Below are 15,826 nucleotides of genomic sequence, written 5' to 3'. Positions count from 1 at the left end.
GCCACAGGTGCCCGGCGTCGCGCTCGGTCGGCTTCACCGCCTTCGGGCCGACCAGCGGCCCGAACCGCCGGTCGTCCTCGACGGTTCCGCTGACCGCGACGTGCGCGCCGGGGCCCAGCCGGGGCCGGTCGCCCGCCAGGGCGGTGATCTCCCTCTCGGGGTCTCGGGGCGACTGGGCGCGGGCGGACGCGAGGGTGTCCTGCAGCCCCTTCCGCATGGCGTCCTCGGGGGACGCCATCCAGACCTGGACGTCTTCGCTTCCCGGACGCCCGCCGCGGGAATCCGCGGCCTGGTGCGCCTGCGTCTCGGTCGAGAGCGGCGTACCGGGGGCGGGGCGCGTGCCCCTCTCCGCTTCTGGCCCGCGTTCCACAGCCGCCCACAGGGCGTCGAGGGCCGGGGGTGCCAGTAGGGATTCCGGAGCAGACTGCTGCGCTCCGAGGGCGCCGTCGTGCGCACCGTCCACCGGGGTGGTCGTGTCGTCGGTATGGACCGGATCGTCGGTGCGGGCCGCTGCGGCAGCGGGTTCGTTCATCGCCGCGGGAGAGTTGTACGGCGAGTCGGCCATGGTCACGTCGCCATCGGCCAGGGGCCCGGGATCGGATGCGGGCGTCGCACGGACAGCGGTGATCTGACCTCCGTCGATGGTGGCGGTCACCACGACGTCCTCGAACGTGCCCTCGACGACCGCGGAGCCGTCCGCCTCCTCCTGGAGGATCTTGAAACGGGAATCCGCCGGATCGATGCTCCCCGCCGCCTTGAGCGAGTAGATGGTGTAGGCGGCGGCGAGGACATCATCCCGGCGCCACCATCGCGGAAGGACGGTGCCCTCCGGATGGATGACGGGTTCGACACCGGGAGCGAAGACCTTCCCCGCCACGGAGGACAGCACGGTGGGCACCGTCTCGGTGGTGGTGCCAGGATCCGCCGGGTCGGGTTCTCTCAGCGTGATCGGACCCGCCAGCAGATCGCCGGCGCGCGTCGCTTCCTCGATCGCGGCCCGTGCGTCCGGCGTATCAACGCCGAAGGGCGGCTCGAACGTCGGCATCGGCTCCTGGTCGAGCACGGCCCGCGCCAGCGCTCTGATTCTCCGCCAGTCGGGCCCCACGCCGAAGATCTTCGTCAGCAACTTGGGAAGTTCCCTGTCGGACCGCTGGCTCCGACCGACCGGGATCTCCAGCGCCGCGGCTTCGGGCTGTTCGGTGTGGACCACGCTGAACCCGACCACCGTCCCACCGCGCCAGTCCAAGCTGTGGTACGTGCGGGCGATTTTCGTCTTCAACCGGTCCAGCAGGAGCGCCACCGGGTTGGCACGAACGCCTCGCCTCGGTGTCATACGCACGTCAGCGGTGATCAGGATGCCGCGCTGTCCGTTCGCGAACAGCACCTGCTGCGCATGCAAGTGAGGCTGTCCCAGGGAGCGGGGAGCTGTGATACCCACCGGTGACTCGTCGGGCCAGCGCAGGTGCGGCTGGACGGCCGCGGGCCGATAGGCGACGTGCTGACCGTCCCGGACCAGACCCTCGATCCGCACCCCGTTCCCTATGCCTACCCAGAAATACCTGCCCTCGCCCATCGGCTTGATGCGCTGCGGCGCATTCGCCAACGCCCAGGCATGAGCCATCTCGACGGCGTCCTGCACCATGTCGCGCGACCAGTCCTTGGGGAACAGGACCGTGCCCCAGCCGTCCGCGTGCAGCCGCCAACGGCTCCACAGCGCGACCTTGAGGTCGCCCGGGCGGATGTTCGGATCCAGGAAGTAGATGTGCGCCCGGTACGTGCCGTTGTCGAACTGCGCACCGGGCACGACGATCGGTCCGTATGACCTCAGTTCCGACGTCAGCGGCGGCGGGTTGTAGCCGCCGGTACGGGTCCGGCGGTCGCCGTAGGCGGCGATGTCCTCCACTCTCAGGCCGAAGGCAGGCCCCTTGGCCTCTGTCTCCCCCGGCGCAGGCATGTACGCCGGCGGGAGCAGACCGGACTGGTCGTCCGAGGGCCGGAAACCGGTGAAATCACCGTCCTTGAGGTTGCCCTCGATCCGGACTCCTCCGTACACACCCTCGAAGGTGAACGCGCCGGGCCTGCCAGGAACCGCAACGATCCGCCCGTCTCCCAGCGCGTCAAGGTAGGCCTGCTCGGCGGCGTAGACCGCGTCGTCCTCTGCCCAATGGGCGGGGAACATCATCTGCGTGGACGGCTGCCGCACCGCCGGCACCGCGATGTCACCCGCACGCGCATGCCCCCCCGTGTCCGAGCGCAGTCCCGACACCGGCCCGCCGGCAGCGGGCAGCAACGCACGGAACGTACCGTTCGGGTTCGCCGCCTCCCCCTCCCGCACCGGCCGCGGACGCGAAGACAGACCTCGCGGGGAAAGAACACCCACGCGCCCTGTCCGTACGTCGCCGTGCAGTACCGCCTGGCGGACCTCCACCGAGAAATGCGCCCGGGCAGGCAGTCCGTCCCCTCTCGGCGTCACGGCGTCCTCCGTCGCGAACACCGTCCCATCGACCACACGCAGCCCCGTGGTCCCCCACGCCTGGTCGAAGACAGCACCGAGCATGCGCAGATGCCGCGCCGGAATCACCTTCGTGCCAAAAGTCCCGCCGCTCACCAGCCAATCGACATCTACCACCGCACGGCCACGGCGGTCCACCAGGTGCCCGGCCATCAGGGCGTCGTCACCGTGCACCGGCCGCTTGTCCCACCGCGCCTCCCGGTACTCGTCGGGAAGCCCGAGCAAGTGACCGATCTCGTGTGCCATCACACTACGGTGCATCGTCACGGACCAGTTGGCGGCATCCGGCCGGCCAAAGTCAGTGTGGAGATTGATCACGTGGTGGGCGTCGGCCCTCCGGTCGACTCTCTGGACCACCACTCGCAGCCGGTCGCCGTTCGGCAACCGCAGACCCGTGTTGTAGTGCTCGTCGACCCCCAACTGCGCCTGCCGGGCAACCTCGCGCATCTCCGGCTCGGTCGGCGTCCCGCCGTCCGGGGCCTGCTGCCCGTCGAAGAACACCCGGACCACGGCACGGCTCTCGTAGCGCCAGTTCTCGAGCCGAACCCGCAGCGCCTCGAAACCACGGTGTCTCAGCCCCGGACCGGCACCAGCCCAGGGAATCCATCTCCCAGGATCCTCCTCGGGCCTGGGCGGCGCAGACACCTCCGCCCGCGCCACCACTTCCTCGCCACCCGACGCTCCTGTGCCGACCCCAACGTCCAAGGGCCCCGTCCCGGCCCCGGAACCCACCAGTTCCGACCCACCGCCTGGCAGCGGCATCGTCTCAAACGCGGCCGACGACGCCCCAAGGGACGCCGGACTCGGCAACGGCGGGTACGGGCTCCGCCCGCCAGGAGCCCGCCCCTCCGGGCCGCCCGGCAACCCTCCGAACTCGGCCGACACAGACCGAGACACCGGCGAATCGGCCGCCGCCTCGTCCGCGATGCCGTCGGCGCCGTGTTCCGAGTGGACCATCGGGTCGGCGGGGGCCGCCACGCGTGCCCGCAACGACGGCGACTCGATCGGCACGGCGCGCGAGGGCTCCGGCGTGAGGGCGTCGTGCGGGGTGTCACCCGTCAGTACGGCCAGAACCTGCTCTTCTACGGACAACTGACGTGAGTCGTCGTCCGGGAGGGCCGGTGCCTCTTCTGCGGCGAGGGCGTCCGCCGTCGGTACGGCGGGCGCCTGTCCCGGGGCGGCGTTCATCGGCAACGCGACACCCGCCGCACCAGACACACCACGGGACGCCGCCTCCTCCGAACTCACCTCCTCCGCCACGATCAACTCAAACCGCCGGCCCTCCTCCACAACCCAGGAACGCCCAGTTACCCGGAACTGAGCCCCCGGCAGGAACATCACTTCCTCCTCTTCCCGACTACGGGAGAGGTACGAGATGTCCCGGCCGAACGCACCCGACAGACGAAGCTCGAGTACCACCGGGTGGCTCATCGCCGTCGGCTGCTGAGCCCTCATGAATCGATGCGCAACAAGTCGGCTGCGTGAGGCGCTGGTGAAGTCATCGACGGTGATCACCGGCGCGTTGTAACCCACAGGCACAGCCCGGAGGAACGAACTGACCAGACTGTCCCCACCCACAGCCCAGCTCCCCCGCCACACCGTCACGTCCTTGACACCGGGCAGCGCCCGCAAGGCCGCCGTCACCATCTCCGCATGCAGCCGCCACTCGACCATAAGATCCGGCAAAATCTGATCGAGGCGCCGGTATAGCCGATCCCGAAATTCAGTGCGGATTTTATCCGGATCAGCATCTGGTTTGAGACCACCCAATTTTGCTTCCCGGATTTTCAAACACTCCAACAGGTACGTTTTGTATCCTTTCTTCAATTCAACATCGTCGAGGTATTCTGGCAGATCCGGAGATTCGGCAACCATGAGATTCGCGATGACTTCGCGTGCCATGTGTCGCGTGGTCGCATGTGCCATATCCGGCGCAAATGGTGTTGCGTTCGACCATCTGGTCGCGGCCATCAGCTGGCTGATCGGTCTGTGATGCACCCCTGTGTACACGTAGAGTGCGAACATGCGAGCCTCGCTGACGCGACCGAGGAGACCCTGAAGGTTTAGACCATTCCCGGCGAGCCATTGCTCAAGCAGCCCACCGCGACCATTCTGCAGCGCTTTCATCTCCTCAACAATATCATCGTAATGTTGGCGGAAACCGGGAATAAACCGCCTACTCTGACCTTGGCTCACCCGATCGAGATATACCGTTTCGTCCGGCAGATCGCCACCTGGTAGCCCGTCAGGGGCAGTGATCAGCCTGGAACGCTCAAACCCCCTGCCGAGGCGACCGAGGGTCCGGTACATCGACGGTCCGTCGGTCAGATCAACGCGCCCGCCGTCAACTCCAGTGTAACCAGCCATTTCCGCGCCACGAAGAATCTCATACAGCGAATGGTCTCCGTGCACACCCATCCAGCCGATGAGGCCCTTCAGGAAATGCGATTCCGCCACACCGGGGACCTTCAGCCATCGGAAAGCACTGAGCAAGAGAGCGGTCGTGCCCGAGATACCGGTGAGTGTGAGAATTCCTCGCGACGCCAGGTCCTCGGCCCACGAGGAATGGCTGACTGTGAACCTCAGCCGACCTTCCTCCCACATAAGAGGATGGTCTGAACCCAGATCGCCAAGTTTCTGTGTTTGTTTCAGGACCTTGACAACATTGGTGACTGTGAACCGCTGCCGCAGCGCCTTACCTTCCACCTTGACATCGATCACGCCGGGCTGCTTCCAGACCTCGTGAAGAATGGGGAAGCCATCACTGTCGAACGCCAGAGTGTTGAGCGGTACTTCTTCCGTTGAGATACCGACGGGTATCAATAGATCCTGTTTGCGACGAAGGAATTCGATCTCGCGAGAACTGAGCCCGGCGCCGGCATCTTCATAGTAACCGGGTGTGCGCCTCATCCGGATTCGCTCTTCTTCGCCGACCTTGATCCGTGATGCCCGGCTGGCAAGTAGCTCCGCACTATCCTTGAGCCAGCCATCACCCCGGAACACTATATTTCCCAAGGAGAAGGCGTCATCGGCCCCAAAGAGCCGAGCATAATCTGGGGCTACCGTCCTCAACAGCGCGCGCGAGACGCGACCGCGGGTGCCATGCATCACGACGTGAAGGTCATGGAGCGCTTCGCCGTTCAGCCCCAGCGACCTGGCACGCTCCCAGTCCGCGCGAGTCAGGACGTCATTGAGTACCGTTTTGAGGGTGACCTCCGCCTCGGCATTCTCAAAAGCCGCATTGAAGAACGCCGTGTACATTTCGCGCGTCGAACCCGACGTGATCATCTGCCTGATCTCGTCCGAGCTCAACGCGGTGCCGACCTGACCAGCGTATGTCTCGTCGTCCCGAACGAAGGAACGAAGCACTGTGTCCTCATCCAGACCCGAATGGTCCCGGAGCACCTCGACCAGACGCCTCAGGCTGTCACTAACGGCTGCCCGAGCCTCGTCGTCCTGATATGCGTGGCGCGCCAGTTCCCTTTCGAACTCCTCCGCGGCAACCCTCCAACCCGGTAGATCCACGACAGGGGAACGGCGGAACAGTCCTGCGCCGCCTACCGGAGCACGACCAGATGGGGCCGTCCGGCCGCTTTCCACGACACCCTGTGGGCTGTCGGAGGCATCCGCCACATCGACGTGCCCAACGCGGTCACCACTAGCCGTGGCCGAGGATTCCCTGCTTCGCAGATGACGAAGTAGTTCTCGGGCGCTGTCACTGTTCCCTGAGCCGCCCACCGCGGGATTCTGGAGGTACAACTCGCGGTTGGTGGCGGCCAAGTCGACATCGAGGAGGTCCTTGACCTGGCGTTCGGCCGCCTCCACCCAATCGATCGCCTCTTTCAGCCGGTCCGCCGGAAAGCCGAAGGCCTGGCGGTGACCGCCGGCACCGTCCGCATGCCGCAAGACGTCCGAGTGGACGTTCCTGAGGTGTGCAAGCGCCTCGGACAAATCGTCCAGGGCCGTCGCTTGACGTGGTTCCGGTGCTGGCGTCACGCCCAGAACTTGGGACCCGGAAGCGCTCGCGACGGCCGGAGGAGTGGCTGGTCCCGTGACGCCCTGTGCATTCCGACCCGTCAGCGTGTCCAGAATGCTTTCCGACACCGATGAGACCGGCGAACCTTCACCCGAGGCCACCGCCCTCTCGCCTTCCGAGGCGATCAGGGCAGCGCTTTGGTCCGGCAGGGCTGTGCCCTCAGCCGCGAGCCTTGCTTCAGACGCATCGGGGACCGTCGCAGTGCCGGTCCCTGCGTCGCCCTTCTCCTCGCCCGCAGACACCGGTGACAGGTTCGTGAACAGCCTCGGCAACTTCGTCTCCAGCCCGCCCAGCAGCTGCCCTCCCACGCGGTCGAGGGGCAGCATGCCGAACAGTCCGGTCGGAGCCTTCACCTCGAGCGTGCGCCGCGGCCCGTGCAAAACCAGTGTCAGGTCGAACTGGTAGTAGCGGAAGGCTCGCTTCACCCTCCCTGTCCTGGCGTTCTCGTCGTTGTCGGTGTCCCGATACGAGCCGCCGTTGCCCTGGGCGACGCGCCAGCCTCCCAGCATATTGGCGAAGACTGAGTTGTCCCCTGCGGCGGCCGTGGTCAGCGGACCGGCATTGAATTGCCAGCCGCTGGAGTCAGATCCGGAGTAGGTCGTCTCTGACTCCTCCTTGGTGTAGCGAGCCGCATCGAAAGCCACACCACCCGGGGGCCCGATCACCGTGGCACTGTCGAGATGGATGCCCACTCGGACCAGCCGACCGTCCACTGGCACCTCGTAGGTGTGGGTCAACAACCTGATGACATTGGCTTTTGTCATCCCTGTGCCGGTGAAGTGGGCATACTGCGGGCCTGACGTGGTGGTGAAGTCGTTGCCCTGGACCTTCCAGGCGTCCGCGGTCTGGAGCTCGGGCTTGTGCGAGGCGGGCGAAGCTGCCAGGGCCGCCCAGCGTTCAAGGGCCGCTGCGGCCGGGAAGCCCAACGGGTTTAGCCGATGCAAGAGTTCTTCCGGAAGTGTCTCGGGAATCACATCCGACGGCTCGACCCATTTCGGCTCCTCGCCGTATACACGGTGCAGCGGCACACCCGGTTGCGGGCCGACGGGCCCGACCAGGTCCGACGACACAAGGATCCGCACGTCGCCATCCGCCCGGCCGTCGCCTTCGAACCATGTCCAACTGCGGTGCTCGTTCAGCATCCTGGCGACGGTCTCGCGCGCATCGAAGAGTTCGAGTCCGGCTATCCCCAGCAGCCCCTGATGGACCCACGTGATCGGCAAATCCATGATCCGCGGCAGCTCGGTGGTTCCGCCCACCTCGACGCTGAAGACTGCACGGTGCGTGAACTCCTCCGCTGACTCCTGCGGATCCGCATCATACATGTGGGACTGTTGGCGGGACTGTGTCTTGGTACGGCTGCTGGTGGAGCGGTACCCGAGGCTTAGCTCTATTCCGTCCCTGCCACTGGGGTGGAACGCCCCGGTTCTGATCCGGACGTCCGCGCCTGCCGACCACAACTCGCCGTCGTCGACGATCACTCTCGACGTGGCTGACGTTGCCACGTTGAGCTTGACATCAGGACGTAGCCGGTGTTTATGCGCGGGCACCAGGTCTTCGACGCGCACCCGCACCCAGATGTAGCTAATGGCTCCCATGAAGCCGGGCACAGGCAACCAGGCCCAAATACCCGTACCTGCAAGCAATGGCCATGCGTTCTCCAACGCACGGGAGGAGAAGAGACCGTGCAGTGCCCGGTTCAGCGGATTGGGCAACGGGTTGTCGTTGAGTGGCCCGTCGGGCAGTACGCCATGGGCCTGGAGGCGCGCGGTGATCACATCCATGACGTCGTCCGCGCTCACTCGCTCCGCTCGCCCGATGCCACCCGCGATGTCGGACGTCAGATAGTCGCGCTCCACGCGGGCCGGCGTCGTCGGTCCTTCCGCAGAGGCTTCTTCGGAGGCATCCTCGCCCTGTGGGGTGTCGTCATCACCCGTGGGCTCCGTGACCGATGCACGCCCCGGTTCTGTTCTGTCCTTCCCGGCGATGTCGGCTGTCGCTTGCGAAACTTCTTCTTCCTCGAACCGGTCAAGGAGCTGCACAGCTTCTTCGCCGACCTTGGGTATCGTCGGCAACTCAGGTGACCCGGATGCAGCCTGACCGTCGGTCGGGATGGTCCACAGATCTTCCATGATCCGGGGCGGAATGAGCAGTTGCAGACCATCGGCGACGCTGAGGTAGCCGGTGACCTCTTCTCTCTTGCTTCCCTTCCACCTGATCATGGTGAGCTCGAAAACTGGGACAGCAGTCAGCGAATACGGAGACCCTTTATAGATGGCCTTGTTCTTCGCGACATGTTCGAAGGTTTCACGGTGGTTCTCAATGCCGCCCTCGGACATCCAACCGCGAATGTGTCCAGACAGGTGACCTGTGCCTACGGAGGACAGGGGTCCCTGAATGGTGTGGTGGTCCAGAGACGTCTGGCCCGGCTGCGGGCCGAGGACACTGGGCTGACCTCCTAGGATGCCGAAGACACCATGCTCCGTCCCCACTCCCTTCAGCAGACCCTGTGAATCGCCGGAGTCCTTGGTGTCCACGATGTTCACGGGAAGCGCCATCTTAGCCGGCTCCGACGTCGCGTATGCCGTCAACCGCAGCCGTATACCCTGTTTGAATCCCTTTCTGTCCGGCAGAGAGTCCTCATGACCAAACCGTCCGACCATGTCGTTGAAGGCCGTGTCAAGGACGTCCGGATTGGCCAGGTCGTGGATCTCATCAGGCCACAGCTCGTCCTTTATCCAGCCCGTGTACTTGCTGTCTTTGTCCAGGCCGTTCAGCTGTGCGTACAATTGTGCGCCCAGCTTCGCCAGTTCCGGCATGTGAATGAAGGCGGGGGCGACACCCGCGGTGCCGCCGCGCGCGAAGTCGAGCTTTACTCCGCGTGCTGGCCAGTTCACGGTGCCGACCCTGTCGGCGTCTGCTCGGGTAACAGGTTCAGTGGGCACGAAAGCGTGCGGAACTAGAATCTGCGCCACCAGGTCACCCGACCGGTGCACCCACCAGGTCTCAGTCCGAGCTCCGGGTTCACGAGCCGGTTTCCGCAGCACTTCCTTTCTGTCGCGGTACGCCTTCAGCGGGGTGAGCTTGAGCTCGTACACAATGTTGTACTTGTGCACGTCAACGCCAGTCTGAGGCTTGATACGTCGGCTCGACTTGTTTCCGACTTCGAACGAAGTCTGCCTGCCCTTGCTGTACTCGGCGAACAGGCCGAAACTACCGATCTGAAGGTTGAACTTCTTCGGCCAGCCGATGGTCGCGCCGAAGCCGAACACAGCGTGAGCGCCCCACCGTGTGCCCCGGTACCCGGATACACCACCGCCTGCACCGATGAGCGACTCCACGTCCATCTCGGCGCTCTCGTCATCGGGCAGTCGCTCTCGCAGATGCCCCCGGACCGACAGACGATAAGGCTGATTACCCACCCAGATCGTTTGACGGACACCGGCGAAGAGTCGACCAAGAAGTCGTTCCAAGGCGGGCCGACCGAAATAAGAGGACAGGTCCCGTTCCACGGTTACCCAGTCCTCGGCCGTCACCTTCGACTTCCCACCGCGCCGCGCGACATCTTCCTTGAGCGCTGCCAAGAAATGATTCTGGATCAGCTCGGCGCCCGGCAGACCGAGTGTTGCCGTGAAATCTGCGCCTCTGCGGGAAGCGAGTGCAAGCGGCTCCCGCGGATGCGGGGCCGGCAGTGCCTCGTCCAGTTCCCTGGGCCGCACGAAGTTCCGTGTCAGCCGAGCACCCGACTCTCGCAGCAATGCCTGCACGTGCGGCTGCGTCTCCACCACCGGACCCGGCTCGGGTGGGACATCCGTCGCCGCCGGAACCTCTGGAGGCTGGAACTCCGCGGTATGCACGGCACCCAGCACCCGCCGCTCGAAATCGGCGGCTTGCGGGCGACCACGCCACATCGTTCCCAGCTCTGCCTGAACTGTGCCGTGCACATCGGGGATCTCGTGCTTGGCCGAGGTGACCGACACCGTCACCGCGACCCCGGACGCGTATGTGATCTGGGGAGTCTTGAACTTGAACTCGGTGTGGCGAGTCGTGCTCGAGGAGACCGAGTGGCCGGCACTGCGTGTGCCGTAGCCCGTGATGCGGACATCGGGCCCCCGACCCAGTCCAGTCGCGGAGGATTGGCCGTCGGATAGACCGGTCATCAGGGTGGCGACGGTCAGGTCGGCGCGTGCAGTTCCGTCCACCGCGCGGCTGCGGTTGGTCGCGATACCATTGAAGCCCCGCGTGACGCCAGGTTGGGTGTATCCGAGGAACTGCAGGCTTTCGATACCCGCCCGGATAGTGAAGGAAGCACGGAAGGACTTGCCCCACGGCAGATCGACTGTGATCGCTGGGGTGACGATGCCGGAGCTGAATAGCCAGTCGGCACGCTTCCGCAAATCCGTCTCGCCCAGCCACGGCTCGAGTTGCAGCATCACGTCGCGAACAGCGCTGGCGGGCAACCCGCCGGCCAGGAGTGCCGCATGGAGGCCGGTGATCAGCGCGACGACGTCGATGGCACCGATGTACAGCGGCGTACCCACCGGCCGCTGCGCATCCTCGTGCGGGCTCTGTTCCCCCTTGCTTTTCGGCTCGTGCACTTCCACGAACTTCGCCGCGAGCGCAGGTGGGAAGGCGACGTCGAGGTCGCGCAGGACCACCACGTCGCCCACCCTGCCGTCCTGTTTCCCGTCGTCCACGTCCTTGCCGTCCACGAACACACGGAACCTGGTCTCGGCAGTGCCCCCCGAATAGGCGCCCCATTCGGCCACGGTGATGTGCGTGGCCTTGACCGTCCGCTGGGCACTCGCACCCTTCGTGGTCGCGGCGGATTGACCAATCTGCACGGTGACCGGCGCGGTCCTCACGCTCTTCAGTGCCAGATTCACCGCGTCCAGGATCCAGGACGACAGCGTGGAAGTGGTCGTGCGTGACCCGCTGACGCTCGTGACCTGGGCGGGGACCCGCACCTGGCGGTCACCTTCGTACCGCCTCTCGTCGGTCAACCTCCCACTGGGCGGCCGAACGCCTGCTATCTCCGGCCGCACCCAGACCAGGTGCTTCCCCGCAACCAACGTAAAGCCCTTGGACAGGAACTTCTTCCACTCCTCGCGATCCGAGGATGCGAGCATGGTCCGTACCGCAGGCACCACGGCTTCGCGTATCGCATCGTCCGCAATATGCGAAGCGACAGCCTGCGCCCACATCTCGGCTCGGCTCGGTTTCCATTCCGGCACATTCCAGATCTCGGAGTCGCCGAGCGCTCCATGGTCCAGGTACCAGGGATAGTCCCGTGGGGCTGGCCCCGGCGACAGATCACCCGTGTCAGGGTTGGCCGAGGTCGAAGTGGGCTCGTTTCCGGCCCGGACGGCGTCCGTTGAGGGATCTCGTCCCGCCGAAGGATGCCTGTAGTTCTCTATCTTCTGACCCGAGCGGAAGACCGCCGCGATGTCGGCCAGGTCACGGGCGCTCAGTACCGTTGCATCCGCGATTGCGCCGCTGACATGGTCCGGAGAGTAGGTTGCGGGCTCAGGGGCCTGGCCGGCGAGGAAGGCACCGGGCACGTGGGCGTTGTCTGCCAGCCCCAGGGCGTCCCGAAGCACCCGGACCAACTGGTTTTGGGCGCCGGCCACATGCACGTCGGCCGCAGATGTCGCGCCACCGCCCTCTCCATATACCCGCAGAACGAGGTGCGCCTCATCGGGACTTGGGGAGAATTCCACGTCCAGGTGGAACACGCTGCCATCTGGCAGTTCGGGAAGATGCCCATTGATCCTGCTGGCTGTCTCGGTGAGCCGCTCCGCCAGGAAATCGGTCTGCTCGGGGGTCACGCCCGGCTGAGGCTCCAGATGGATCCGTATGCTCGCATCACTGATCCACTCACCGGAGACGTCCTGGAAACGGCGGGCGTCCAGCCGGATGCGGTCCGCAGTGGCTGGAAGGCGACCAGGGTCGATCGGCGTGATCCGCTCGGCATCGACCGCCACGGGTTTGGCACGGGCCCGCGACTCGGCCCAGGAGCCGGGTGCACCCAGTGTGGACCTTTCCCGACGTGCGCCCTTCTCCTCATTGCGGCGGGACGTCACGGACGTGGGCGCAGGTTCCGCCAAGGTTGAGCTGGGCTTCGGGGTGGGACGGTTGTACCCGACCGATGCCGACTCATCCTCACCGGTGCGGAGCGCTGTCGGCCCGTCAGCACTGTCCGAAGCACCTGATGAAGACTTCGTTGAACCCGCTAGCGCGGTCGGCCGCTCGGCGTGTTTGCCGAGCGCCTTCTCCAAAGGCGGGACAGGGCCCATACCGGCGAGCACCGATTCGATGCTCCTCACAGGGGCCGTCTGGGGATTCGATCCCATCACACTGCGCCAGACAGCATCGGCGTCGGGGACCTGGTGCACCGAGGACGGAACGGACTTTTCAGTGCCCGCCTCACTCCGGTGACCGTCGGATGTGAGGTCAGCATGCCCTGGACGAGGCACACGGACCGGGAAGGCCGTGATGTCTGTGGGGAAGCTGCCAGCAGGACCGCGAAGTACGTTGTCCTGGTCGAACTTGGAAGGTACGCCGGTGAGCCTGGCATCGATGTCGCGTGACGTAGACTTCGATTTCTCCCCGAATCTGCGGACCCCAGCAGAACCCGGTGTCCTGTCATCGCCCTCACCGGCCGCCCCGGACGAACCGGCAGCCGACGCCGATGGCGCTACACGCTCTGAGGTGCGCTGCTTCAGTGCGTCTTCGAGATAGACCCGCAACTGCTCGACGGCGGCCCAGCGTGCGCTCTTCCCGGCCTTGACTGTCTGCCAGGCACGAACCACGTCCAGCGCGTGCGACAGCAGGCGGGGGTCGTCCTCGTGTCCGACGAGTCGGGCGACGGCTGTATTGATCTTTCTCAGTTCCGACGACGGCGGCTTGCCGGGCAGGTCAGATGCCTTGCGCCAGTCCTCGAGTCGCTGCAATGCATCTGCCGGCCGTTGGCGGAGTGTGCCGTAGTCCGTCCCCAGTCGTTGGGACATGGCACGCGCGGCGTCTTCACCATGGAGGTACATCTCGTGCGCGATCAACTCCGTGAAGTCGGCCAGAAGCTGCAGCCGCCCACTGTGCGCCTCGGTGGGCGATTCGCTGTGCCATTCCTTGATCGTCAGCAGCGGTCGCTGATGGTCGAAGGCGACCTGGTACCGCGCCCAGGTCCTCACTACATGGGATTCGTCCTTATCGAGCTCCGACAGCGACGCGGAGGCCTCCTCGGCCCGAATCCTGTCCTGATCCGTCAGCCCGGTGACGGGCGTCTCGTTGTCGGCCCATCGCCAGTCGGCATTCTTCGCCATCGCCGCGATGAGACCATCGGGCCTGTTGATGACCATGCCCGCGCCGGGGTCGCGCCCTGCCGCGACGACCGCGAACTCACGAACGAACGTCACGCAGTTGTAACCCAGCAGGGCATACCGCGCGTTAAAGTTCTGATCTGCGTAGAGATTGGCGTTCCGCAACTGGTCCGCATTGATGCGGTACACTCCCGTGATGCGGGCCACCGGGGCGGTAACCCAAGAGCGAGGTTCCTCGCGAATTTCGCCAGGGACGTACAGGGGCAGTCCCGCGTCGTCTTGGGGGTAGAAGCCCAGGACCACAGGGTGCAGGCTCCCGGGCAGCCGCACAGCAAGAGCCGCATGGCCGTGGCTGCCCCGCACGTAGCCGAGAGGTGAATCCGCCCCCGGCGCGCTGATGATGGCCAGCTCGATATCCCGAACGGTGCGGTCTTCGGCGTTGTCCGCATACTCGCGCAGCGGCCGCATCCGCTCCAGGAATTCCTGGTACGTCCACCGCTGCGCCGTCGGCTGTACCGCGCCGCTCTCGCCTCCGTCGGAATCGACAGCAGAGACGAGCGGAAATCCGGGAATGCCTTCCGTGGTAGGCAGGAAGGACACAGCGACCGTCGGCATCGGGGCGAGGGCACCCGTCTGCCCGTCCAACAGGATGACGCCGTATTCATCGTGCGCCACGTTGATCACATGGGTGATCTCGCCTTCGCCACTTGCGATCACCACCATGCCTTGTGCACCCAGAGGAGCTTGGGACATCGCCTCGACAACGGCTGCCGGCCCGTCCACCGGATACGGATCCAGGTTCCGGTAGTCTCGCAGAGAGCCCCACAGACCCGAAACGGCGCCCTCGGGCGACCAACCGTCCTGATCCAGATCCGCCTGATACACCGAACCGTCGGGAGCCGCCAGCGACGTATCAACAGCTCTGGCCACCGCCACGCTGTCCGGGGCGCCACCCGGTTCCCGATACGGGTTAATCAAGCGCAGCCAATAATACTTCTCAGGCAGCACCCCACCAGCGTCAGCAGACACAACCCGCACGCCGTTGCTCGCCGTCACCGGCGCATCGCCGTCGTCGTGGGCAGGCACCGCTGCAACCCGCTCCGGGACGCCGTCGCCGTCCTCCGCCTGGGCACCGTGAGGCTCCGCCGTCCCGGCCCCGTCAAGGGGGCCCGGTACTGGCGAAGGCGCATGGAGTCCGAGGACACCGGCAGGGGCGGGCGCCGTCGCGACGGCTGTGGCTGGATTCGGGGGAAGCTGCGTGGCTCGGACGCCGGTGATACGACCGCCCTCGACGGTTACCTCCACCTCGATGTCCTTGAACGTGCCCCGGCCGACCAGATGGCCGTCCGCCCTCTCGCCCGGGACGGTCTCGGCCGAGGATTCCGCGCCGGTGTCCCCTGTGGCCATCGAGTCGAAGACCAGAAACGCGGCGGAGAGCAGGTCGTCCCGACTCCAACGGGGCGGCACGGGGCCCAACGAGGTCGCAGGGTCGAGCAGACGGGGGTCGAAGAGCGACCTCCTGCCCGTGAACAGCGTCGGTACTTCCTGCGACGTGGTGCCCGGGTGGGCCGGTTCGGGTTCGCGCAGCGTGAAAAGGGTGGCAAAGTCCGCGGCGCCCTTGTTGCGCGGCGGATACACCTCTGCCGAGGCGATCACCACGTCGTCGGTAGACTCGCCGGCAGTACTCGGGATGTCCGCCAGGGGCGCCGCGCCCGACGAGGAGGCGTCGAGTGTCGCCGGTGTGGGTGCGGTCGACTGCGAAGGCGACCTGAGCACGCGGGCACCGTCGAGGGTGTCCGACATCAGCTCGGGCGCACCGGAGTGTGGCGCAAGGAGTCCGGCGCCCCGGTCGGCCGGCGGCACGTGGCCGTCGTCGTTCACGATCGTGTTCGCACGGCGGCGCAGGTCAGCGCGGTGTTCCGCTGTCTGTTCGGCCAGTGCCTGGCGTGCTTCGTCGAA

At 65.9% G+C, this 15,826-nt stretch carries 1 pseudogene; it reads right to left on the bottom strand.

From position 1 onward, the window contains the following. Window positions 1–15,826, bottom strand: a pseudogene (locus ACFYOH_RS43190) (hypothetical protein); the annotation flags it as partial.

Origin of the sequence: Streptomyces sp. NPDC007856 (genome assembly GCF_042868225.1) — a bacterium.
Classification (GTDB): Bacteria; Actinomycetota; Actinomycetes; order Streptomycetales; family Streptomycetaceae; genus Streptomyces.
Note: the sequence above shows the minus strand (reverse complement) of the source record. Positions and strands in the feature narration are given on the sequence as shown.